The organism is Gordonia jacobaea (genome assembly GCF_965344965.1).
Taxonomy (GTDB): domain Bacteria; phylum Actinomycetota; class Actinomycetes; order Mycobacteriales; family Mycobacteriaceae; genus Gordonia; species Gordonia jacobaea.
In genome coordinates this window covers 691,124-713,465 of sequence record NZ_CBDRLS010000003.1, presented here as the reverse complement: position 1 = coordinate 713,465, position 22,342 = coordinate 691,124, and the positions used below count along the sequence as shown (strand labels likewise).

General features: G+C 65.7%; 20 protein-coding genes and 1 riboswitch. Of the genes, 9 read left to right on the top strand and 11 right to left on the bottom strand.

All coding sequences use genetic code 11. The features are described 5' to 3' along the window. Positions 1-26: 26 nt before the first annotated feature. Complete coding sequence (locus ACRVY7_RS13885; protein ID WP_049700701.1) at positions 27-428, bottom strand: PIN domain-containing protein; 402 nt, start codon at positions 426-428, stop codon at positions 27-29. A 70-nt stretch (positions 429-498) separates the two neighbouring features. Here ACRVY7_RS13885 and mug point away from each other — a divergent pair, with 70 nt between their 5' ends. After that, on the top strand, positions 499-1,083 hold the full coding sequence (mug, locus tag ACRVY7_RS13880) for a G/U mismatch-specific DNA glycosylase (RefSeq protein WP_064867689.1): 585 nt from the start codon (positions 499-501) through the stop codon (positions 1,081-1,083). Positions 1,084-1,105: 22 nt separating this feature from the next. Here mug and ACRVY7_RS13875 read toward each other — a convergent pair whose 3' ends face one another. The 4 genes from ACRVY7_RS13875 to ACRVY7_RS13860 form a co-directional block, all read right to left on the bottom strand. Continuing rightward, positions 1,106-1,402: a DUF503 domain-containing protein gene (locus ACRVY7_RS13875; protein ID WP_049700700.1), complete on the bottom strand. Its 297-nt coding sequence runs from the start codon at positions 1,400-1,402 to the stop codon at positions 1,106-1,108. 83 nt (positions 1,403-1,485) lie between these two features. Beyond that, a complete protein-coding gene (gene ppk2 / locus ACRVY7_RS13870) occupies positions 1,486-2,340 on the bottom strand; it encodes a polyphosphate kinase 2 (protein WP_049700699.1) in 855 nt (284 codons plus the stop codon). Between the two features lie 74 nt (positions 2,341-2,414). After that, entirely contained in the window at positions 2,415-3,401 is a 987-nt protein-coding gene (locus ACRVY7_RS13865) for a malate dehydrogenase (protein WP_431817457.1), read from the bottom strand. Positions 3,402-3,461: 60 nt separating this feature from the next. Continuing rightward, a complete protein-coding gene (locus ACRVY7_RS13860; RefSeq protein WP_431817456.1) occupies positions 3,462-3,956 on the bottom strand; it encodes an META domain-containing protein in 495 nt (164 codons plus the stop codon). A 131-nt stretch (positions 3,957-4,087) separates the two neighbouring features. Here ACRVY7_RS13860 and secA2 point away from each other — a divergent pair, with 131 nt between their 5' ends. The 8 genes from secA2 (at position 4,088) to gcvP (ending at position 13,697) form a co-directional block, all read left to right on the top strand. Continuing rightward, positions 4,088-6,535 (top strand): accessory Sec system translocase SecA2, encoded by a 2,448-nt coding sequence (secA2, locus tag ACRVY7_RS13855; protein WP_431817455.1) that lies wholly within the window; start codon positions 4,088-4,090, stop codon positions 6,533-6,535. Between the two features lies 1 nt (position 6,536). Beyond that, on the top strand, positions 6,537-7,157 hold the full coding sequence (locus ACRVY7_RS13850; RefSeq protein WP_431817454.1) for a CDP-alcohol phosphatidyltransferase family protein: 621 nt from the start codon (positions 6,537-6,539) through the stop codon (positions 7,155-7,157). Positions 7,158-7,185: 28 nt separating this feature from the next. Next, the gene (gcvH, locus tag ACRVY7_RS13845; protein ID WP_049700694.1) at positions 7,186-7,590 is read left to right on the top strand and encodes a glycine cleavage system protein GcvH; all 405 of its coding nucleotides are present in this window, start codon (positions 7,186-7,188) and stop codon (positions 7,588-7,590) included. Positions 7,591-7,802: 212 nt separating this feature from the next. Beyond that, a complete protein-coding gene (garA, locus tag ACRVY7_RS13840; protein ID WP_049700693.1) occupies positions 7,803-8,252 on the top strand; it encodes a glycogen accumulation regulator GarA in 450 nt (149 codons plus the stop codon). A 43-nt stretch (positions 8,253-8,295) separates the two neighbouring features. Further along, positions 8,296-8,982 carry a transcriptional regulator FtsR gene (gene ftsR / locus ACRVY7_RS13835; protein WP_005206868.1) on the top strand — a complete coding sequence of 229 codons (687 nt, stop codon included), beginning with the start codon at positions 8,296-8,298 and terminating at the stop codon, positions 8,980-8,982. Positions 8,983-9,099: 117 nt separating this feature from the next. Further along, complete coding sequence (locus ACRVY7_RS13830) at positions 9,100-9,600, top strand: bifunctional nuclease family protein (RefSeq protein WP_049700692.1); 501 nt, start codon at positions 9,100-9,102, stop codon at positions 9,598-9,600. 310 nt (positions 9,601-9,910) lie between these two features. Next, on the top strand, positions 9,911-10,516 hold the full coding sequence (locus tag ACRVY7_RS13825; protein WP_049700756.1) for a MerR family transcriptional regulator: 606 nt from the start codon (positions 9,911-9,913) through the stop codon (positions 10,514-10,516). 26 nt (positions 10,517-10,542) lie between these two features. Continuing rightward, positions 10,543-10,634: riboswitch (glycine riboswitch) on the top strand. Positions 10,635-10,802: 168 nt separating this feature from the next. Further along, positions 10,803-13,697 carry an aminomethyl-transferring glycine dehydrogenase gene (gene gcvP / locus ACRVY7_RS13820; RefSeq protein WP_431817453.1) on the top strand — a complete coding sequence of 965 codons (2,895 nt, stop codon included), beginning with the start codon at positions 10,803-10,805 and terminating at the stop codon, positions 13,695-13,697. Between the two features lie 10 nt (positions 13,698-13,707). Here the strand turns inward: gcvP and ACRVY7_RS13815 are convergent, their stop codons facing one another. The 6 genes from ACRVY7_RS13815 to guaB1 all read right to left on the bottom strand — a co-directional run bounded on the left by ACRVY7_RS13815 (position 13,708) and on the right by guaB1 (position 22,331). Then, on the bottom strand, positions 13,708-14,907 hold the full coding sequence (locus ACRVY7_RS13815) for a substrate-binding domain-containing protein (RefSeq protein WP_431817452.1): 1,200 nt from the start codon (positions 14,905-14,907) through the stop codon (positions 13,708-13,710). Positions 14,908-14,974: 67 nt separating this feature from the next. Beyond that, the gene (locus ACRVY7_RS13810) at positions 14,975-17,191 is read right to left on the bottom strand and encodes a malate synthase G (protein ID WP_431817451.1); all 2,217 of its coding nucleotides are present in this window, start codon (positions 17,189-17,191) and stop codon (positions 14,975-14,977) included. Positions 17,192-17,333: 142 nt separating this feature from the next. Further along, positions 17,334-18,263, bottom strand: a complete 930-nt coding sequence (locus ACRVY7_RS13805) for a 3-methyladenine DNA glycosylase (RefSeq protein WP_431817450.1) — start codon at positions 18,261-18,263, stop codon at positions 17,334-17,336. 2 nt (positions 18,264-18,265) lie between these two features. Next, positions 18,266-19,342, bottom strand: a complete 1,077-nt coding sequence (locus ACRVY7_RS13800; protein ID WP_431817449.1) for a hemolysin family protein — start codon at positions 19,340-19,342, stop codon at positions 18,266-18,268. Next, positions 19,335-20,741, bottom strand: a complete 1,407-nt coding sequence (locus tag ACRVY7_RS13795; RefSeq protein WP_049700686.1) for a hemolysin family protein — start codon at positions 20,739-20,741, stop codon at positions 19,335-19,337. The genes ACRVY7_RS13800 and ACRVY7_RS13795 overlap by 8 nt, the downstream gene beginning before the upstream one ends. 150 nt (positions 20,742-20,891) lie before the next feature. Beyond that, positions 20,892-22,331 carry a GMP reductase gene (guaB1, locus tag ACRVY7_RS13790; protein WP_431817448.1) on the bottom strand — a complete coding sequence of 480 codons (1,440 nt, stop codon included), beginning with the start codon at positions 22,329-22,331 and terminating at the stop codon, positions 20,892-20,894. Between the last annotated feature and the right edge of the window lie 11 nt (positions 22,332-22,342).

The following is a 22,342-nucleotide window of genomic DNA, read 5'->3' as shown; positions in this document are numbered from 1 at the left end:
GTTGATACCCGCTGCGTCGGTGTCGGTCAGGCACCCTCTCGGATCACCCGCGGGCCGATGGTCTCGGCACCCAAAGCCTCTACCCGAGAACGCAATCCGCGATCAGCGGTAACCACCGCGACCCGCCTGTCACGGTTTTCCGACACCACGTCGACGATGGCGTCGTCGCCCGATCCCGGTGCCTCGACGACTTCCACTCCCGGCCGACCGGCGGCTCCGCGGGCACGTCCCTCGACGACCACCGTGATGTCGATGGGACCGGGCAAACCCGGCACGCCGGTGGGGGCGAGGGGGGCCACGGAGTCGAGGAGACGTTCGGTCGCTGCTCGACGGTCCCGCCACCAACCGTCGGGAACCGAACCGACGACATTGGCGGCGTCGACGACAAGGAGGGGAAGTGAGGGAGCTGGCGCGTCGTCAGTGCTCATCTACTCATCGAATGCGCCCGCGGGCATCAGGTCAAGCGCGCCGGGAGACGACGCGCGTAGCGTCTGGCAGATGGGCTTCACCAAAGCCGAACTGGCAGCGTGTAGCGATCGGCTGGTTCCCGACCTCATCGGGCCGGGGTGCCGGTTGCTGTTCGTCGGTATCAATCCCGGTCTGTGGAGCGCGGCAACCGGCGCGCATTTCGCCCGACCGGGCAACAGATTCTGGCCCGCGCTGTACCGAGCGGGCATCACAGACCACGTTGTCGACGCGTCGGCCGGGATGAGTGATGCAGATCGCGAGCAGGTCATCGGCGCCGGCGTCGGGATCACCAACGTCGTCGAAAGGGCAACGGCGACAGCGGCAGAACTCGACAAGGCAGAACTTGTCGCGGGCGGCGAACGCCTGCGCGCGCGGGTCGAACACATCGGTCCTGCGGTCGTGGCCGTTGCCGGTATCACCGCCTACCGCGCCGCATTCGGCGATCGCCACGCACACCCGGGCGAGCAGGCCGAACGATGGGGCACCGCCCGGGTGTGGGTGGTGCCCAACCCGAGCGGACTCAACGCACACGAAACCGTCGACACCCTCGCGGCCGCGTATCGCGTCGTCGCTGTCGAGGCTGGAGTGGTGAAGGCGGGAGTGCCCGACAGCTGAATCAGTGCTGTCCGCGCACCTGTCAGATGTCGGTGGACGACAGTTCGCGTCTGCGCACCGACAGCAACTCGACCTCGGGGCGCGCCGCCGCGAACCGCTCCACCGAATCGAGGATGTCGACGACATGCCCCCGATCGGCGGCGACGAGCGACACCCCGATCGTGGTGCGTCGATGGGCGTCGAGATGGTCGACCTCTGCGACCGACACCGAGAAACGTCGTTTGCACTCGGCGATCAACGGGCGGACAAGCGAGCGTTTCGTCTTGAGCGAGTGCACGTCACCGAGCAGGAAGTCGAATTCAGCGATACCAATCCACATCGCGCCTCATGCTACGCAGGCGCGGTCGGGTCAGTCACCGGTGTTTTTGGTGAGGCGCCGGTGTTGATCAGTCGCCGTCTTGATCAGTCACTGGGTCCGATGAGTTCTGCGACGTGATCAGGAACGTACTTCGACAACGAGCGCGGCGGGCGATGATAGTTCCCGCTCTCGATCGGCTTCTTCGGCAGCGAGACCTGCGGGCGCGGAACCTCGTGATAGTCGATGGTCGAGAGGAGGTGCGACATCATATTGAGTCGCGCATGCTTTTTGATGTCGGATTCGACGACGAACCAGGGGCTCAGCGCGGTGTCGGTGTGCACCATCATCTCGTCCTTCGCGCGCGAGTAGTCCTCCCACCGGTAGACGGACTCCAGGTCCATCGGGCTCAGCTTCCACTGCCGCACAGGGTCATTCATTCGCGAGCGGAACCGGCGCAGCTGCTCGTCGTCGGATACCGAGAACCAGTACTTGCGCAGGATGATTCCGTCGTCGATCAGCATCTGCTCGAAGATCGGGGTCTGTCGGAGAAAGCGGGTGTGTTCTTCGGGTGTACAGAAGCCCATCACCTTTTCGACTCCGGCACGGTTGTACCAGGATCTGTCGAACAGGACGATTTCGCCGGGAGCGGGCAGTTGCGCGACGTAGCGCTGGTAGTACCACTGGCCGCGCTCACGATCGGTGGGGGCGGGCAACGCGGCCACGCGCGCGATCCGAGGGCTGAGGTACTCGGTGATGCGCTTGATGGTGCCGCCCTTACCGGCGGCGTCGCGCCCCTCGAAGATCACGACCACGCGCGCACCCGTTTCGCGTACCCACTCCTGCAGTTTGACCATTTCGGTCTGCAGTCGGAAGAGTTCCGCCTCGTACACCTTGTTGGGGATTTTCTTCTGCTTGGGCTCGGCGGACTTCGATTTCTTCGACGTCGACTTCTTTGACATGTCGGAAGTTTAAGCTGCCGTGAACGATTGGGCGGGCAAGAGTGACCAACAGGAGACGTATTGGGGTCCCTGCGTCAGCGCCGTGCGGCGACCGCGTCGAGTTCTGACTGCAATTCGGCAACCGAGGCGTCGATTCGGGCGCGCGAGAACTCGTTGATCTCGAGGTCGTCGACGATCTGCCACGCGCCGTCGACCGATCGGACGGGGAACGAGCACATCAGGCCTTCGGGAACTCCGTATGCACCGGGAGAACTGACCGCGGCTGACGTCCAGTCGTCGGCGGGGGTACCCAGTACCCAGTCGCGCACGTGATCGATTGCCGCATTGGCGGCCGACGCCGCCGAGGACGCGCCCCGTGCCTCGATGATGGCGGTGCCTCGGGCGGCGACGGTCGGGATGAAGTCGTCGACAAGCCAGTCGGTGTCGGCAGCGACGTCGGCGCCACTTCGATCACCGATGCGCGCGTGGAAGATGTCGGGGTACTGCGTTGCCGAGTGGTTACCCCAGATGCTCACCCTGCTGATGTCGCGCACCGGGGCTCCGGTGTGTGCCGCGAGTTGCGCGATGGCCCTGTTGTGGTCGAGACGTGTCAGTGCGGTGAATCGCTCGGCGGGGACGTCGGGCGCGCTCGCCGCGGCGACCGCCGCATTGGTGTTCGCCGGATTGCCGACGACGATGACGCGGATGTCGTCGGCCGCGACGTCGTTGATGACAGCGCCCTGCTCGGCGAAGATGGCCGAGTTCGCCGACAGCAGGTCCGCTCGTTCCATGCCTTTGGAGCGCGGTTTCGCACCGATGAGGAGCCCGAAGTCCGTGCCGTCGAATGCTGCACGCGCATCGTCGAAGATGTCGACGGAGGTCAGTAGCGGAAACGCGCCGTCCTGCAACTCCATCGCCGTGCCGTGCGCCGCGGAGACCGCCTGGGGGAGTTCGAGGAGGCGGAGTTTGATCGGGCGGTCGGGCCCGAGCATGTCGCCCGCGGCGATGCGGAACACGGCGGCGTACCCGATGCTGCCTGCGGCGCCGGTCACGGTGACGACCACTGGAGTGGTGTCTGTCATCTTCGGTTTCCTGTCTCGTTGTGGGTGACGGGTCGACTTGTGTCTGACGTGCCGCACACGTCAGCTCTGTGAAGAACTCTCGGTCAGAACGACTTTCGTCGAGCCGTGCGTGAGCGTCAACGTGGTTCCCTCCAGATCCCAGGTCACCGAGTCGGAGAGAAAATCACTCAGCCACTTGTCTGCACCGTCACGCGGCGGGGGACACGCCATCATCGTGGTGGCCAGCTTGTCGGTGCGGAACGCGTTGTCGACGAAGGTCAGTGCACCGTTGTGGCGATTGCAGCCGGCCGTTGCCGAGATTCGCCCGGCTTCGGGGAACGAGACCTGCATCGGCCCGCCGCCGGGAATCGGTGTACCGGTCACCGACGTCGACGAGTAGTTCTTGCCGACCAGCACGCCCGGGTCGACCTCCCGCGATGATGAGTCTGTGCTCGCACCACAGGCGGCGAGGATGACGACACACGCAGCGCCCAAGGAGGCGACGAGCAGTCGCACCGGCGAACGAGATCGAGCTGGGCGGTACTGACACGTCGAACCCCGGCGTCGGATGCTCACGGGATTCACGGTAGCCGAAAGCGTCTGGTGGACGCGTCGTAATTGTCGGCTGCGTGGCCGCGTACCGTGGTTGTCGATCCGGGCCGTGACGTCGGAGTTCGGATGAAACGACGAGGTAGGAGAATCGTTCGGTGGGAAAGCTGACGAACAGCATGTGGCGGCTGCTGGGAGCCCAGTCCTCACGTAACCAGTCCAAGTCGGTCGGGTTGATCAAAGAGGCGGACAACTACACCGACTGGGCCTCGGGCTTGGACACCGAGCACTTCCGTGACGAGGCCGAGAAACTCGAGATCAGCGCCGACGAGAAGGACCGAGCCAAGTTCCTTGCGCTGGCCCGGGAGGCCGCCGACCGCACGCTGGGTCTGAGGCCGTTCGACGTCCAGCTCCAGGGCGCGCTTCGCCTTCTCGAGGGCGACGTCATCGAGATGGGTACCGGCGAGGGCAAGACCCTCGCGGGCGCGATCGCTGCCGTCGGTTATGTCCTCGACGGCCATCAGGTGCACGTCATCTCGGTCAATGACTACCTGGCCACTCGTGACGCGGAGTGGATGAAACCGCTCTTCGATTCGTTCGGGATCGTCGCGGGCGCGGTGTCGGAGAACTCGACCCGCGAGGAACGCAAGCGGGCCTACGCGGGCGACATCACCTACGGATCGGTCAACGAGATCGGGTTCGACGTGCTGCGCGACCAGCTCGCACAGTCAGAGGACGATCTGGTTTCGCCGACGCCCGACGTCGCGATCATCGACGAGGCAGACTCCGTGCTGGTCGACGAGGCGCTGATCCCGCTGGTGCTCGCAGGCTCGACCGAGGCCGAGGTTCCCGACCAGGCGATCCACGAGGTCGTCGGGCGGCTGAAGAACAAGCACTACGACATCGACGCCGAAGGCCGAAACGTGACCCTCACCGACGAGGGCGCAGCCTTCGTCGAAGAGGAACTCGGCAGCATCAACCTCTACGACGAAGAGCATGTGGGCACCACACTCGTCCACGTCAACATCGCGATGCACGCGCACTACCTGCTCGAGCGCGACGTCCACTACATCGTCCGCGACGGCGGCGTCCATCTCATCAACGCCTCGCGTGGTCGCGTTGCGCAGCTGCAGCGCTGGCCCGACGGCGTGCAGGCCGCCGTGGAGATCAAAGAAGGACTCGCACAGACGGATTCGGGCGAGGTCATCGACACGCTCACCGTGCAGGCACTGATCGGTCGCTACCCGCGCGTCTGCGGCATGACCGGTACAGCGCTCGCCGCGGGCGAGCAGTTGCGCCAGTTCTACGAATTGCGCGTCTCGCAGATCCCGCCGAACACCGCCAACATCCGCACCGACCTTCCCGATCGTGTGTACGACACGAAGGCCAACAAGGTCGAGGCAGTGGTCGACTACGTCAAGGAGATCCACGAGACCGGGCAGCCGGTGCTCATCGGAACCCACGACGTCGCCGAGTCGGAAGAGCTCGCCTACTTCCTCGAGAAGGCAGGAGTTCCGAGCGTCGTCCTCAACGCGAAGAACGACGTCGAGGAGGCGAAGATCATCGCCGAGGCGGGCGTGAAGGGCGCCGTCACCGTGTCGACCCAGATGGCAGGCCGAGGCACCGACATCCGACTCGGCGGTTCCGACGACGACCCGGCAGCGCGCGAGGAGGTCGTCGAACTCGGTGGCCTGTGCGTGGTGGGAACCGGTCGTCACGACACCGAACGACTCGACAATCAGCTCCGCGGCCGTGCGGGCCGTCAGGGAGATCCGGGTTCCGCGGTGTTCTTCAGCAGCCTCGAGGACCCGGTCGTCACCAAGAACCTCGCGTTCAAGCGCGACCCGGTCTCCTCGGAGCCCGACGGATCGATGGGGCAGAAGGGCATCGACCTGATCGAGCAGGCCCAGCGCGTCGCCGAGGGCGTGATGCTCGAGCTCCACGCCAACACCTGGCGATACAACAAGCTGGTCAATCAGCAGCGTGAGATCGTCGTCGCACGTCGAATGAAGCTGCTCACGACCGACACCGCGCTCGAGGAACTCGCCGAGCTCGAGCCGGAGCGCTACGCCGCGCTGACCGGGACCGCGAGCCCGTCGGCAGACCCGGCGGACAAGGCAGACCTTGCGGACAAGGCGACGGCCGACGGGGAGACCGGTGACAAGGATGCCGGTGACACGACAGCCGACACGGCCGACGACGCTGCTGAGCCAACCCCTGCGACACCCACCGAGCCCGTTGCTCGCGACGTTCTCGTCCAGGCCGCCCGCGAGATCATGCTCTACCACCTCGACCGTGCCTGGGCAGATCACCTCGCATTCGTCTCGGATGTCCGCGCGAGCATCCACTTGCGGGCGATCGGCAAGGAGAGTCCGCTCGACGAGTTCCATCGGCTGATCCTCGCCGAGTTCGGCGAACTGCCGAACGAGGCCGTCGAGAATGCGCGTGCAACGTTCCGTGATGTCGCGATCACCGCGGACGGCGTCGACCTCGGTTCCGCCGACCTCCACCGATCGACGACGACGTGGACCTACATGGTGCACGACAACCTGTTCGCGTCGGGCGGGGCCAAGACCCTGCAGGGCGTCATCGGCATCTTCCGCTGACGTGGACGACCACGCCGATTCCGTGAGCTCGACGTCGCGGATCGTCACGGTGCCCAACGCGCTGAGCGTGCTGCGTCTGGCGCTGATCCCGGTGTTCCTGTGGCTGCTGCTCGACGTCAAGGCCGATGCCTGGGCGTTCTGGGTACTCATGTTGTCGGGTTTCACCGATTGGGCCGACGGCAAGCTGGCTCGCCTGCTCAACCAGTCGTCGCGGCTCGGTGAACTGCTCGATCCGCTGGCCGACCGGCTCTACATCGTGATCATTCCGGTCGCCTTTGCGATCAGGGGGATCATCCCGTGGTGGATCATCGGCATCATCGTGGCGCGTGATGTGCTGCTGTTCGCGTCCGGTCCGCTGTTGCGGAGCAGGGGACTGCTGGCTTTACCGGTGCTCTACATCGGCAAGGCAGCGACATTCGCATTGATGAGTGCGTTCCCGTGGTTGCTTGCGGGACAATTGGATTCGGTGATCGGCACGATCTGTTACCCGATCGGTTGGGCGTTCCTGATATGGGGCGTCGCGCTGTATGTGTGGTCATTTCTGCTGTACTGGGCGCAGACGATTGCGGTGGTCACGAAGATGCCGCGTGCTGGCGTGCCGACCGGCAGGGACATGGCCTAAAGTCTCGGAGGACTAGAAAGGGGTCGACGTGACCGATACCAATGTGCCGGCTGAACTGAGCTACACCCCCGAACACGAGTGGGTGCGCAAGGTCGGTCCGACCACGGTTCGAGTGGGGATCACCGACTACGCGCAGGGACAGCTCGGCGACGTCGTCTTCGTGCAGCTGCCGGAGATCGACAGCGAGGTCGAGGTGGGCGAGTCGTTTGCCGAGGTCGAATCGACCAAGAGTGTCTCCGACATCTTCGGACCGCTCAACGGGACGATCTCACAGGTCAACGACGAGCTCGATTCGTCGCCCGACCTCGTCAACTCGGAGCCGTACGACTCGGGCTGGCTCGTCGAGATCAGCCTCGACGATGCATCGGTCCTCGACGCTCAACTGGCCGACATGCTCGATGCAGATGGCTACCGGGCCGTGATCGAAGGCTGACCATTCCCAGGGCACGGGAAAGTATGATCGTCGTTGTCGTGGCCGAGTCGCACGTGGTTGCGTTCGGCACAGGCGGTACGGTTTAGCCAACGGAAATCGACGTCGCATCCGCGGCGTCGGGTGGCCTGGTGCGAGACCTCGCAGCGCGTGAGCGCGGACGCCGACGGTGAGTGCACTCAAGGTGACGAACGGATGAGGACGAAGGAGAAGCGGTGAGCGATAACGACAACGGCTACGAGGCGCCGGTGGAAACCACATCGGTGTTCCGTGAAGAGTTCATCAACGAACTCGACGCGGGCGCGGCGACCTCGAGCGAGCCGGCCGACACAGGGGTCGAGCGGCTGTCGCCCGGTACCGCATTGCTCGTCGTGAAGCGTGGCCCGAACGCCGGTTCGCGCTTCCTGCTCGATCAGCCGACGACATCGGCAGGTCGGCACCCCGACAGCGACATCTTCCTCGACGACGTCACAGTGAGCCGACGACATGCTGAATTCCGGTTGGGGGACAACGAGTTCCAGGTTGTCGACGTGGGCAGCCTCAACGGCACCTACGTCAATCGCGAGCCTGTCGACAGCGCAACTCTCAGCAACGGTGACGAGGTCCAGATCGGTAAGTTCCGGTTGGTCTTCCTGAGTGGTCCGCGCGACGGTTCCGGCGCCTGACACCGTGCCGGCCTCGACTGCGGACGCGCGCGGCGGAGGATCGATGTCCATCGGGTCGGTCCTCGCGCTGCTGCGCGAGGATTTTCCCGATGTGACGATCTCAAAGATCCGTTTCCTCGAAGCCGAAGGGCTTGTCACGCCAGAACGCGCCCCGTCGGGCTACCGGCGATTCAGTCAGTCCGACTGTGAGCGCCTGCGTTTCGTGCTCACGGCACAGCGCGATCGCTACCTGCCGCTCAAGGTCATCAAAGAGCAACTCGACGCCATCGACCACGGTGACGGGGGATTCGGCGCAGGTGGCACACCGGTGTTGTCGACGGCGCGCAGCGTCGTCGCACCGGCCACCGACTTCTCGGCGCGTGGTGGTCGGGTCTCCCGCGAGACCCTCATCGAGCGAACCGGAGTCGATTCGGCGTTCGTGACCGAACTCCAGCGCAACGGTCTATTGACATCCGGGCCCGCGGGATTCTTCGACGAGGACGCGGTGCGGCTCGTCGAAGCCGCCGCCGCCCTCGCCAATTACGGCGTGGAAACCAGGCATCTGCGCGCGTTCAAGGTCTCCGCGGATCGTGAGGCGGGACTCGTCGCGCAGATTGCCAACCCGATCGCGAAGGGCAAAGGCACCGGCGCCCGCGACCGCGCCGAAGAACTCATTCGCGAAATCGCCGCGTTGTCGGTGACCCTGCACACGCAACTGGTCAAGCAGGCCGTGCGTGGCGTGCTTGATTGACGTTCTTCTTGACGAAAGCGGCACGGCTCGCCGGAGCCGTGTATCTCGCCACGACGCCGCAGCGGGTCCAGTCGGTGTAGCGTCGATGGCAATTATTGACGGCGCGGGAGGTGCGAGATGAGCGAGATGCGTGTGGTGGGCATTCGGGTCGAGCCGCCGCAGAGTCAGCCGGTTCTGCTGCTGCGCGAAGTCGACGGCGAGCGCTACCTGCCCATCTGGATCGGGCAGAGCGAGGCGGCGTCGATCGCCTTGCGCCAAAAAGGGATCGAGCCGCCGCGGCCGCTCACCCATGACCTGATCGTGAATCTCATCGAAGAGTTCGGTCAGACACTCGTCGAGGTGCGCATCGTCGACATGCAAGAGGGCACCTTCTACGCCGAGATGGTCTTCTCGGGCGATGTGCGGGTGTCGGCCCGACCGTCGGATTCGATCGCGGTCGCGATGCGCGCAGAAGTGCCGATCATCGCCGACGAGGAAGTCCTCGCCGAGGCAGGTCTGTTGATCCCCGACGAAGACTCCGAAGACGGCCCCGAGGCGAAAGAGGACGAGGTGGAGAAGTTCCGCGAATTTCTCGACAACGTCTCGCCCGACGACTTCAAGGCCAGCGGCGGAGCCTGACACTCCCGCAGCGACACGTCACGGTTGCGTATCCCGTAGATCACCGTTCATCTCGATCTCAAGTTGAGGTTGAGTCTTAGGGCGCGTCGCATTGATTCGACGCACGGCCGCGACATACCGTCACGCACGTGATCGTCGGGGACACACCCGACGAGAGAGAGCAGATCGGGTTCGGCGGCGTATCGTGGTTGCAGGTCCGCACCGGTCCGATCCGAGCGTGGCGAGGGAGTCTGCAGTGGGCGATGTGCCGTTCGACGGTGACGAAGGTCAGCCGTCAGACAGCGAGACGACGACCGACGGCAACGTCGGCGTGGAAGCCGAGCATCCGGCGGACGACCCGACCCCACGTCGCCGGGCAACGCAGGGCAGCCTCGACGACATCGCGCCGGGACTCTTCCCCAACGACACCGTCCCCGACGAACTCGTCGGCTACCGGGTGCCGAGCGCATGCCAGATCGCAGGGATCACCTACCGACAACTCGACTACTGGGCACGCACATCACTCGTCGTGCCGTCCATCCGCGGTGCGGCAGGTTCGGGTAGTCAGCGTTTGTACTCCTTCAAGGACATCCTGGTCCTCAAGATCGTCAAGCGTCTGCTCGACACCGGGATCTCGCTGCAGAACATCCGGGTCGCCGTCGATCACCTGCGCCAGCGCGGCGTCGAGGACCTCGCCGGAATCACCCTGTTCTCCGACGGCACCACCGTCTATGAGTGCACGTCGGCCGAAGAGGTCGTCGACCTGCTGCAGGGCGGACAGGGAGTGTTCGGTATCGCGGTGAACGGTGCCATGCGCGAGCTGACCGGTGCCATCGCCGATTTCCCCGGCGAGCGAGCCGACGGTGGAGTCACCGAGTCGGCCCCCGAGGACGAACTCGCAGCGCGTCGCAAGAACCGCACCCGCCGAACCGGATGAGCGTACGGGTAGACTGAACAACGCGTCGCTGCAGTACGGGAGAGCGTCATCTCGAATGGCCGCCGAAGGAGCAACACCTCCTCGTCAAACTCTCAGGCACCCGGACCGTACTGTCGACGGCGTCTCTGGAAAGTGGTGACGGCCAAGCCGTTACCCGCCCACGGTGAAAGGTTTTCGTGTCATCGCCGACACGATGACTGAATCTCTCAGGCGCCGCCCCGCGGCATGACAGAGGGGGAGGGCCGACCCGCCGGTGCGACCGGTGCGCGCGAGAGGTTCCACCCCCATGACATCCGTCGATGCCTCGACCCCCGAGATCCGCGGCTCCGAGTTCACATCCGCTGCCTTCGTCGACCGCCACGTCGGGCCGGACGCAGACGAGACCGCAAGAATCCTCGCGCTCCTCGGAGTCGAGTCACTCGACGACCTCGCTCAGCAGGTCGTGCCCTCTCTGATCCTCGACGATCCGTCGGACAACGGGCTGTCGGCACTCGACGCCCCACTGACCGAGCAGGAGGCGCTCGAGCGACTGTCGGCGCTGGCATCGAAGAACACCGTCAACCGGTCGATGATCGGTCTCGGCTACTACGACACGATCACTCCCGGCGTCATCCTGCGCAACGTCGTCGAGAATCCGGCCTGGTACACCGCGTACACGCCGTACCAGCCGGAGATCAGCCAGGGCAGGCTCGAAGCGCTGCTGAACTTCCAGACGATGGTCTCCGACCTCACGGCCATGGAGGTGGCGAACGCGTCGATGCTCGACGAGGCCACCGCTGCCGCCGAAGCCATGACGCTCATGCGGCGTGCCGGAAAGTCGAAGTCGAATCGGCTCGTCGTCGACTCCGATCTCTTCCCGCAGACCAGGGCCGTCATCGACACTCGTGCACTGCCGCTCGGTATCGAGGTTGTCGAGGCGACGCTGAATCCGGGGCTGCCGGGGTGTGGGCTGCCAGACGGCGACTATTTCGGTGTCATCCTGCAGACGCCGGGAGCGTCGGGTCGAATCCTCGAAGTCGCGCCGATCATCGACGCCGCGCACGACGCCGGAGCACTGGTGACGGTCGGGGCCGATCTCCTCGCACTGACCCTCATCACGCCGCCCGGTGAGCAGGGTGCCGATGTGTGCTTCGGGACCACCCAGCGATTCGGCGTGCCGATGGGCTTCGGCGGACCGCATGCAGGCTACTTGTCGGTGCGCGCCAAGCTTTCTCGTCAGCTCCCCGGGCGTCTCGTCGGTGTCTCCAAGGACGCCGACGACAACCTCGCGTACCGGCTGGCGCTGCAGACACGTGAGCAGCACATCAGGCGTGAAAAGGCGACAAGCAACATCTGTACCGCGCAGGTGTTGCTGGCAATCGTGGCCGCGATGTATGCCTCCTACCACGGCCCAGAAGGCCTGCGCGCCATCGCACGTCGGGTACACGCACACGCCGCGACGCTCGCCGACAGTCTGAGTGCTGCCGGATTCAGCGTCGAACACGCGAACTTCTTCGACACGGTGCAGGTCCGCGTGGACGGCCGCGCAGACGCGATCGTCGCCGATGCCCACCGCGCCGGAATCAACCTCCGCTTGGTCGACGTCGACACGGTGTCGATCGCGTGCGACGAGACCACCTCGGCCGCAGACATCGACCGGGTCCTCGAGGTGTTCGAGGTGGCAGGCGTGACGCCGCGCAGCTTCGCGCAGTCGGTCGAGACGCGGACGAGTGAGTTCCTCACTCATCCGGCATTCAACCGGTTCCGCACCGAGACGTCGATGTTGCGTTACCTCCGCGCCCTGTCGGACAAGGACATCGCGCTCGACCGCAGCATGATCCCACTCGGGTCGTGCACCATGAAGCTCAATGCCACCACCGAGATGGAGCCCATCACCTGGCCCGAATTCACCCGGCTGCACCCGTTCGCGCCGGACAGCGACGGCGCGGGCATTCGCGAATTGATCGCCGACCTCGAGCAGTGGCTGGTGACGATCACCGGCTACGACAGGGTCAGCCTTCAGCCGAACGCGGGCTCGCAGGGTGAGTTCGCCGGACTACTCGCGATCCGCCAGTATCACCTCAGCCGGGACGACGCCGCTCGTGACATCTGCTTGATCCCGTCGAGCGCGCACGGCACCAACGCGGCGTCCGCGGTCATGGCGGGCATGCGCGTCGTCGTCGTCGCGTGCCGCGAGAACGGCGATGTCGACGTCGATGACCTGCGCGCCAAGATCGACGCACATGGCGAGTCGCTGGCCGCGATCATGATCACCTACCCGTCGACGCACGGTGTGTTCGAGCACGACATCCGCGACATCTGCGCAGCGGTCCACGACGCCGGCGGTCAGGTCTACATCGACGGCGCAAACCTCAACGCGCTGGTCGGCGTTGCGCGCCCCGGCCGGTTCGGCGGCGACGTCAGTCACCTGAATCTGCACAAGACCTTCTGCATCCCGCACGGCGGTGGTGGTCCCGGCGTCGGGCCGATCGCGGTGCGCTCACACCTGGCGCCGTTCCTGCCCGGACATCCGCTCGCCGACGAACTGCCTGGCGCGGCAACGATTTCGGCGGCGCCGTACGGATCGGCGTCGATCCTCCCGATCACCTACGCGTATATCGCCATGATGGGTGCCGACGGGCTGCGTCGCGCCACCCTGACCGCGATCGCGTCGGCCAACTACATCGCACGACGCCTCGGCGATCACTACCCGGTGCTCTACACCGGCGACGGTGGATGGGTCGCACACGAGTGCATCCTGGATCTTCGCGGGCTGACGAAGGAAACCGGAGTGACCGTCGACGACGTCGCAAAGCGATTGGCCGACTACGGTTTCCACGCGCCGACGATGAGCTTCCCGGTGGCGGGAACCCTGATGGTCGAGCCGACCGAGAGCGAGAATCTCGACGAGATCGACGCCTTCTGCGACGCGATGATCGCCATTCGTGCCGAGATCGACAAGGTGGGCAACGGCACCTGGACCGTCGACGACAACCCGCTGCGCGGAGCACCGCACACCGCGGAATGCCTTGTCGCCGAATGGGATCACGCCTACTCGCGTGAAGAAGCGGTCTATCCCCAGGGATTGCCGTCCGCGGGTGCGCGGGCGAAGGTCTTCCCGGCGGTGCGTCGTATCGACGGCACCTACGGAGACCGCAACCTCGTCTGCTCGTGCCCGCCGATCGAGGCGTTCGCGGACTGAGCGTTCCGGTTCAGGCGGAGGGGCCGAAGTCGCGACCGTAGACGAGTTTGTTGATCGTCACGATGGCCGAGTTCTCAGGCTGCGGCATCGGCTCCTTGGTGATCGGGAATCCGACGGTTTTCGTCGCGGGCGGTAGCGGTGCGTTGCCGCGGAATCCCTGCGACGTCAGTAACGACAGGTGCTTCTGGTCCTGGGCGAAGCGGAAGAAGTCTGCGATCGCGGCGCTCGCCACGGGCGAGACCTGATCACCGGCGAGCCGGACGATCGGGAAGTCGGCAAAGGGTGTCGGGCCGCTCGGCACGATCTCGGCCAGACGGGCCGTCGAATCCTCGCGGGTGAGCTTGTACAGCTGCTGCTCGGTGATCGGAACAGCGTGGATGGGCGAGGTTTTCGCGTCGGACGCGTCGCGCATGACCGTCGCCGCTCCGACGGGGCTGCCGTCGGGTGATTGCGGCGCGCCGTCGAGCATCGCCCCGACACTCGACGCGACTCGGTCAGATGAGGCGTCGTCGTTGGTGAGCGGTCCGGTGGTACGCATGACACGCATGGCTACCGCCTGCGCGGCAAGCGAGGAGGCATCGGACTGCGCGCCGAGCGGCATCGCCATGCGCAGCGAACCCCAGCCGGTCATGTCGAAGTCGCGGAGGCTGCCGTCACGTTGCTGCAGCGTGGGGACCTGGCCCCAATCGATCTTGCCGTCGATCTTGCTGCCCAGCTCAGCAGACGTCGCGAGCACGACAGGCGAGGTCACCAACGATGTCGGTGTTCCCTCGAGCGCCGACGGCTTCGCCTGCGCCAACTCGGCAGCCCACACCGACGACTGCGGAATCCACGCGGCGGGAAACGCTCCCATCGACGCGGCGTCCCAGTTTCCGGCCAGCCCGTCCAGGGTGGTCTTCGCGTCGCCCGCACGCACGGCGACGGTGATGCAGTGGTCGCGAACGACGGGTTTGCTCGCACCGAACTCGCGGGCGATCGCAATCAGTGCCGGAGCGACGTCGGCGTCGGCCACGACATCGACGGTCGCAGGCCCCTCGATGCATGAGGCGGCGGCAGAATCAGCCTGCTTGTCCAGATGGTCGCCGAGTTGCTGCCATGCCACGATCACGGCGGCGATCAGCACGAGGGCTAGAAGCACGAACACCAGCCCGCGACTGACCCCCCGCTGCCTGATTCCGTTTCCGCCACCGGTCACCCGATGATGCGCCACTACCGCCTCCGTTGTCGCGTGCGAAGTCCCGGACGGACAGGGCGCCCGTCCGGGACCTCACGCGTGCTCACGCCTTGGCCGCGGCAGCCTTGTACTCGCGGCGCTTGCGATGCAGGATCGGCTCGGTGTAGCCGCTCGGCTGCTTCGCCCCCTCGAGGATAAGTTCCTTGGCGGCCTGGAATGCGATATTCGTGTCGAAATCCGGAGCCATCGGCGAGTAGGTCGGATCGTCTGCGTTCTGTCGATCGACCACCGGGGCCATCCGCTCGAGCGCAGCGACGACGTCGTCGGCGGTGACGATCCCGTGATGAATCCAGTTGGCGAGGAGCTGGCTGGAGATGCGCAGCGTTGCGCGGTCCTCCATGAGCGCGACGTCGTGGATGTCGGGAACCTTGGAACAGCCGACGCCATGGTCGATCCAGCGCACCACGTAACCGAGGATCGACTGGCAGTTGTTATCGAGCTCTTCCTTCTTCTCCGCGTCGGACCAGTCGGTCTTCGGTGCGAGCGGAATGGTCAGGATGTCGTCGACCGATGCCGGGTCGCGCTTGGCGATCTCGTCCTGGCGCTCGAACACATCGACAAGGTGGTAGTGCATCGCGTGCAGCGTTGCGCCGGTGGGCGAGGGCACCCATGCGGTGCTCGCGCCCGCCTCGGGCTGTGCGATCTTCTGCTCGACCATGTCGGCCATCAGATCGGTCATGGCCCACATGCCCTTACCGATCTGCGCCTTGTGCTGAAGTCCGGCGTGCAGGCCGGTATCGACGTTGGAGTCCTCGTAGGTGACCATCCACTTGGCCTTCTTCATCTCGCCCTTGCGGATCATCGCACCCGCCTCCATGGAGGTGTGGATCTCGTCGCCGGTGCGGTCGAGGAAGCCGGTGTTGATGAACACCACTCGGTCTTCTGCTGCCTTGATCGACGCCTTGAGGTTCACCGAGGTGCGGCGCTCCTCGTCCATGATGCCGACCTTGAGGGTGTTCTCCGGCAGGCCGAGGACCTTCTCCACTCGGCCGAACAGCTCGACGGTGAATGCGGCCTCGACGGGTCCGTGCATCTTGGGCTTGACGATGTAGATCGATCCCGTGCGCGAGTTCTGCAGGCCGTCGTCGCTCAATCCGTGAATGCCCGCGAGCGAGGTGACCAGAGCGTCGAGGATGCCCTCGGGAACCTCGTTGCCCTCGGCGTCGAGAACGGCGGGGTTGGTCATGAGGTGACCGACGTTGCGCACGAACAGCAGCGAACGACCGTGCAGGTCGAAGCCCGTGCCGTCGGGTGCGGTGTAGGTCCGGTTGGGGTTGAGCACGCGGGTGAACGTCTTGCCGCCCTTGCTGACCTCTTCGGACAGGTCGCCCTTGTTGAGTCCGAGCCAGTTGCGGTAGCCGAGCACCTTGTCGTCGGCGTCGACCGCGGCGACCGAGTCCTCGAAGTCCATGATCGTGGTGATCGCCGACTCCATCACGACATCCTTGATGCCTGCCGGATCGGTCTGCCCGATCGGCGACGTCGGGTCGATCTCGATGTCGAGGTACAAGCCGTTGTGGCGCAACAGGACCGACGCGGGGGAGGCGGCATCGCCGGTGTAGCCCGCGAACGCGGAGGGGTCGGCGAGGGTCGACGTCGTGCCGTCGGCGAGCGTCACCTGCACCGCGCCGTCGACGACGGCGATCTTGGTGACGTCGGTGTAGCTGCACTGCTCGAGCGGAACAGCCTTGTCCAAGAAGCCCTTTGCGTACGCGATGACCTTGTCGCCGCGAACCTTGTTGTAGCCCTTGCCCTTCTCAGCGCCGCCCTCGTCGCTGATGACGTCGGTGCCGTAGAGGGCGTCGTAGAGGGAGCCCCAGCGCGCGTTCGACGCGTTGAGTGCGAATCGCGCGTTCAGGATCGGCACGACGAGCTGAGGTCCGGCGGTGTCGGAGATCTCGCGGTCGACGTTGGTGGTGCCGATCTGGAAGTCTTCGGGCACCTCGGCGAGGTAGCCGATGTCGGTGAGGAACTGCTTGTACTCGCCGAACACCGCGGGATCGGAGAAGTCGACGCCCTTGTGGTCGCGGTGCCACGCGTCGACCTTGCTCTGGAGGTCGTCACGCACTGCGAGCAGCTCACGGTTGCGAGGCGCGAGATCGTTGATGACGGCGGCGGCGCCCTTCCAGAAGGTGTCCTTGTCGACACCGGTGCCCGGAAGCGCCTCGTTGTTGATGAAGTCGTAGAGGACGGTGGCGACCTGAAGGCCCTCCACATTCGTGCGGGCGGTGGAGTCAACGGCAGGGGTCTGGTCCGACATAAGAGCCTTCCTTCTCCGGTGGCCCGGAAGCCGGTGGCGCTGCGGCTTTCGATGTCGAATCCGCGCACGTCATCAGCCCTCATCGGGACAACAGGGGCGATCGTGAACGCGCTCCATGTTACCCGCGGGGTAAATGGCGTCGTCAGCAGGCGTCGAGCAGCGCGCCGAGGTAAGAACGCAGCGTGCCGCGCAGCTCGACGCCGCGATCGGCGATGGCCGACTGCTCGCGGACATACTCGGCGCGTCCCGCGGCCGTCTCGATCTCGACGGGCAGATATCCGAGGTCGCGCAGATCGTAGGGACTCGCCCGCATGTCGAGCTCACGGGCGGTGAGAGCGAGCTCGAACGCGTCCAGCGTCAACTCCGCGGGAATGAGTGGCGCCAGAGTGATGCATGCGCGGTACAGATCCATGGTCGCGTGCAGACAGCCGGGTTGTTCGTGGTCGATCTGTGTGCGCCGCGTCAACGTCGACTCATTGCGTGGACGAGCAGCGTCGGTGAAGAAACGAAAGGCGTCGAAATGTGTGCACCGCAACGGCATCGATTCGACGACGGCGTCGGTCGCCGCGGGTCCGAGACGCAGCGGGACCGAATGTCGGGGAGCGTCGGTGCGATAGACCATCGCCCACTCGTGCAGACCGAAGCATCCCAGGCGTGCGGGGCGGGATGCAGTGGCGTCGAGCAGTGCGCAGGTGGCGAGAAGCGCACCGCGACGTTCGTCCAGGAACGCGGGGTCGACGGTCACGCCTCCGTCGCGGGTGCGGGTGTAGCCCCGCAGCGTCGACAGTTCGTCGAGGACGCGCGCGAGGTCGCGGCCGCCCGCCGTGCCCGGCGACGCCAACACAACGCCGTACCCCGGGTGCCAGCGGCGTATGTGCGACGGGCGTGCCGAGTAGTAGGTGAACAAGAAGTCGAGGACGGGGTGCTTCTCGCCCTGCGCCCTCGACCGCAGGTAAGGCCCGACGAGATCCTCGACGCGCGACTCGTGCTCGGCGCGGCGCGCCTGCCAGGTGGCTGGGGATAGGACAGCGTTCGAGAGCTCGACGGGTTGGCCGGGTGCTGCGGACGGCATCGTCACACCCGATGCGTCTCGTCGCGGACGGTGCCGACGAATTCCTCCACGAGGTCGGCGAGCGCCACGATGCCGACGGTGCGTCCAGAGTCGTTGACCACCGCACCGAGGTGCGAACTGGTGCGGCGCAGGGCACGCGTCGCGTCGTCGAGAGGGGTGTCGATGCCGATCACCGGAAGTGGACGGATCTTGTCGACGCCGATGATCGTCTCCTGGCCGACGTTGTCGTCGAGGATGTCGTCGAGCACGTCCTTCAGGTGCAGGTAGCCGGTGAAGGTGCCGTCGAGGCCGCGCACCGGGAATCGGGAGAAACCGGTGTCGCTGACGGCCCGCTCGACCGACCCGAGGGTTGGGCCGACGCCGCCAGTCACCGGATCGACCTTGACGTCGACGCTGCGCATGCGATCGAGCGGGATCATCACCTCCGACACCGTGCGGGCGACCGAGCGCAGTGCGCGGGTCAGGCGCTCGTGTTCTTCGGCGTCGATCAGGCCTTCCTCGCGGGACTCACCGAGCATCTGGGCGAGTTCGACGGGGGAGACCGTCGAGTCGAGTTCGTCCTTGGGTTCGATACGCAATGCGCGAAGCGTGATGTTCGCCAACCAGTTGTAGAACGCGATGAGCGGGCGGACGATCTTGATGAAGCCGAGGTGAACGGGGACGAGCAGCATGGCTGAGCGTTCCGGACCGGCGAGAGCGATGTTCTTGGGCACCATCTCGCCGAGCAGGATGTGGAGCACCGCGACGAGTCCGAGGGCCACGGCGAACGAGATCGGGTGCAGCAGCGATTCGGGGACGTGAGCGGCGTCGAGGGGACGCTCGAGGATATGTGCGACGGCAGGTTCGCCGACGCGACCGAGCAGGATCGAACAGATCGTGATGCCCAGCTGGGCGCCCGCGAGCATGAGTGAGAGATGCTCGCCTGCGCGGATCACGGTGCGGGCTCGCGATTTTCCGCTCTCGGCGAGCGCTTCAAGTCGGTCGCGACGTGCCGAGATGAGGGAGAATTCGGCGCCGACGAAGAACGCGTTGCCCGCGAGCAACACGACGGTGAGGACGATTGCCCATGCGTCACTCATCGCGAGCTCCCGGACTGTCGGATGTTGCGTCGTCTGGTGTGATCGGGGTCAGCCGTACGACGTCGACGCGTCGGCCATCCATCGCGACGACAGTCGCGTTCCACGGGGTGGTGTCGAACTCCTCGTCGGATTCGTCTTCGTCATCGTCGCGCAGGGTCACCACCACCGGGAGGTCGACGGAATCGCCTGCTGCCGGGATGCGACCGAGTTCGTTCATCACCAGCCCGCCAAGCGTGTCGTAGGGACCATCGGGAGCGCGGTAGCCGGTGGCGTCGGCGACCTCGTCGGTGCGCAGCAGCCCTGAGAGCAGATATCCGTTCGCGTCGACCTGGACGTCGGCGCGCTCGTCGTCGTGCTCGTCGGTGACGTCGCCGAGGATCTCTTCGATCAGATCCTCGGTCGTCACGATGCCGGCCGTGCCGCCGTACTCGTCGATCACGACGCAGACCTCCATGCCGTCGGCACGGATCTGCTCCATCAACGCGTCGCCGTCGAGGGTGGTCGGGACGGTGGGCACCGAGCGCGCTATCGACGAGAGGGTCGTCGAGAGTTGTTCTTCCGGTGCGACGGTGAACGCCTGTTTGATGTGGACGACACCGATCATGTCGTCGAGATCGCCGTCGTTGACGATCGGGAAGCGCGAGTGTCCGGTGCGCGACGTCGCCATCACAAGGTCGCGAATCGTGTCGTCGCGGTCGAGATATTCGACCGTGACCCGCGGCGTCATCAGATCTTCGGCGGTGAGTTCACCGAACTTGAGTGAGCGATCGACCAGCATCGCCGTCTCCGGGTCGATCGACCCCTGCTTGGCCGAGTTGCGCACGAGCGAACCGAACTCCGACGGCGACCGCGCCGACCGCAGTTCCTCGGCCGGCTCGATACCCATCCGACGCACGATCCAGTTCGCGGCACCGTTGAGACCGCGGATGACCCAGCGGAACGCCAGCGAAAAGTAGGCGAGAGGAGCGGCGGTGGCACGTGCCACCGCCATCGGGCGTGCGATCGCGATGTTCTTCGGTACCAGCTCGCCGAGCACCATCGACAGTGACGTCGCGATGAGCAGCGCGAATACGAGTGAGAGGACCGACGCGACCGATTCGCTCACGCCCATCGCGCGGAACGCGGGACCGAGGATCTGCGCGAGCACCGGTTCGGCGATATAACCGGTGATCAGCGTGGTTATCGTGATTCCGAGCTGTGCGCCGGAGAGCTGGAACGACAGCGTCTTGTGCGCGCGTTGCACAATGCGTGACCGACGGTCGCCACGCGTGGCGACCTCGGATTCGACAGCTGACCGTTCGAGCGCCGTAAGAGAGAACTCGGCTGCGACGAAGATCGCGGTACCCAGTGTCAGCGCTATGAAGCCGATCAGGCTGGCGACGATGATCAGCGCCTGCACGAGTCACCTTCGTGGCGAGACAGAGCGTCCGGTGCCTGTGGCACAGGCGATCCCTCCATGACGCACCGAGTGGCTGGGGACAGCGCCACGGAGTCGGTGCACTCCGTGGGCAACGCAGACCATTCTAGGTGCGGCGTCGGTGGCGAGGGCTCACCAACCTGTCGGTAGCGGTTTGCCCTCGGCGAAGCCTGCGGGCGACTGCACTCCGAGAACCACGCGCTCGCGTAGTTCACCGAGCGATCGCGCGCCGGTGTAGGTGGCCGTGCTGCGCACACCGGAACAGATGTGGTCGATGAGGTCTTCGACGCTCGGGCGCTCGGCGTCGAGTTTGATCCGTGAACTGGAGATGCCCTCCTCGAACAGTGCCTTGCGGGCCTGGTCGAAAGCACTATCGGCAGAGGTGCGTGCTGCCACAGCGCGCTTGGACGCCATCCCGAAGCTCTCCTTGTAGAGCGCGCCCGACGCGTCGCGCTTGAGGTCGCCCGGCGACTCGTAGGTTCCCGCGAACCACGACCCGATCATGACGTTCGACGCGCCTGCGGCAATCGCCAGCGCGACGTCGCGCGGATGGCGGACACCTCCGTCGGCCCACACATGCTTGCCGAGTTCTGCTGCGGTGGTTGAACATTCGGCGACCGCGGAGAACTGCGGCCGTCCGACGCCTGTCATCATCCGCGTCGTGCACATCGCGCCCGGCCCGACGCCGACCTTCACGATGTCGGCACCGGCGTTGATCAGGTCGCGCGTGCCCGCGGCCGACACGACGTTTCCGGCGGCCAACGGGACGCCGAGGTCGGCCGTAGCGACGGCTTCGGGCGCCGACAGCATCTTTTCCTGGTGGCCGTGTGCCGTGTCGATGACCAAGAGGTCGGAACCCGCGGCCACGAGTGCCTTCGCCTTGCCGACGACGTCACCGTTGATGCCGACCGCCGTCGCGATGCGCAGGCGGTTCTCGTTGTCGACGGCGGGACGGTAGATGCCGCTGCGCAGCGCGCCCGTTCGGGTGACCACGCCGGTGAGTCGTCCGTCGCCGTCGAGCATGATCGCGGCGTGTTGGTGCGCGGCGTCGAGGATCTCGAACACCTCCCGGACGTCCGTTCCGGCGGCCACCGACACGAACCCGCGGTCGAGGACGTCGCCGAGTCGGGTGAAGCGGTCGACGTCGGTACATGCCGCCTCGTCCACGGTGCCCACGGGTCGTCCGTCACCGTCGACGACCACGACGATGCCGTGCGCACGCTTGGTGATCAGTGCGAGCGCGTCGCTGACCGAATCGTCGAGTTCGAGCGTGACCGGGGTGTCGGCGACGAGGTCGCGCGACTTGACGAACGCGATGCCCGACTCCACGGCCGGAATCGGCAGGTCCTGCGGCAACACGACCAGCCCGCCTCGTCGGGCGACGGTTTCAGCCATTCGCTTTCCGGCGACAGCGGTCATGTTCGCGACGACGACGGGGATGGTCGTGCCGGAGCCGTCAGAAGACGCGAGGTCGACGTCGAAGCGGGAGATCACGTCACTGCGTGACGGAACGACGAAGACGTCGTCGTACGTGAGGTCGTATGCGGGCGAGTGTCCCGAGAGAAAGCGCACGTACGCACACT

What these genes read in the sequence shown, in the direction of transcription:
- ACRVY7_RS13885 (WP_049700701.1), bottom strand. Translation starts at nt 428, where the DNA reads ATGAGCACTGACGACGCGCCAGCTCCCTCACTTCCCCTCCTTGTCGTC.
- mug (WP_064867689.1), top strand. Translation starts at nt 499, where the DNA reads ATGGGCTTCACCAAAGCCGAACTGGCAGCGTGTAGCGATCGGCTGGTT.
- ACRVY7_RS13875 (WP_049700700.1), bottom strand. Translation starts at nt 1,402, where the DNA reads ATGTGGATTGGTATCGCTGAATTCGACTTCCTGCTCGGTGACGTGCAC.
- ppk2 (WP_049700699.1), bottom strand. Translation starts at nt 2,340, where the DNA reads ATGTCAAAGAAGTCGACGTCGAAGAAATCGAAGTCCGCCGAGCCCAAG.
- ACRVY7_RS13865 (WP_431817457.1), bottom strand. Translation starts at nt 3,401, where the DNA reads ATGACAGACACCACTCCAGTGGTCGTCACCGTGACCGGCGCCGCAGGC.
- ftsR (WP_005206868.1), top strand. Translation starts at nt 8,296, where the DNA reads ATGTCCATCGGGTCGGTCCTCGCGCTGCTGCGCGAGGATTTTCCCGAT.
- ACRVY7_RS13830 (WP_049700692.1), top strand. Translation starts at nt 9,100, where the DNA reads ATGAGCGAGATGCGTGTGGTGGGCATTCGGGTCGAGCCGCCGCAGAGT.
- gcvP (WP_431817453.1), top strand. Translation starts at nt 10,803, where the DNA reads ATGACATCCGTCGATGCCTCGACCCCCGAGATCCGCGGCTCCGAGTTC.
- ACRVY7_RS13810 (WP_431817451.1), bottom strand. Translation starts at nt 17,191, where the DNA reads ATGTCGGACCAGACCCCTGCCGTTGACTCCACCGCCCGCACGAATGTG.
- ACRVY7_RS13805 (WP_431817450.1), bottom strand. Translation starts at nt 18,263, where the DNA reads ATGCCGTCCGCAGCACCCGGCCAACCCGTCGAGCTCTCGAACGCTGTC.
- ACRVY7_RS13800 (WP_431817449.1), bottom strand. Translation starts at nt 19,342, where the DNA reads ATGAGTGACGCATGGGCAATCGTCCTCACCGTCGTGTTGCTCGCGGGC.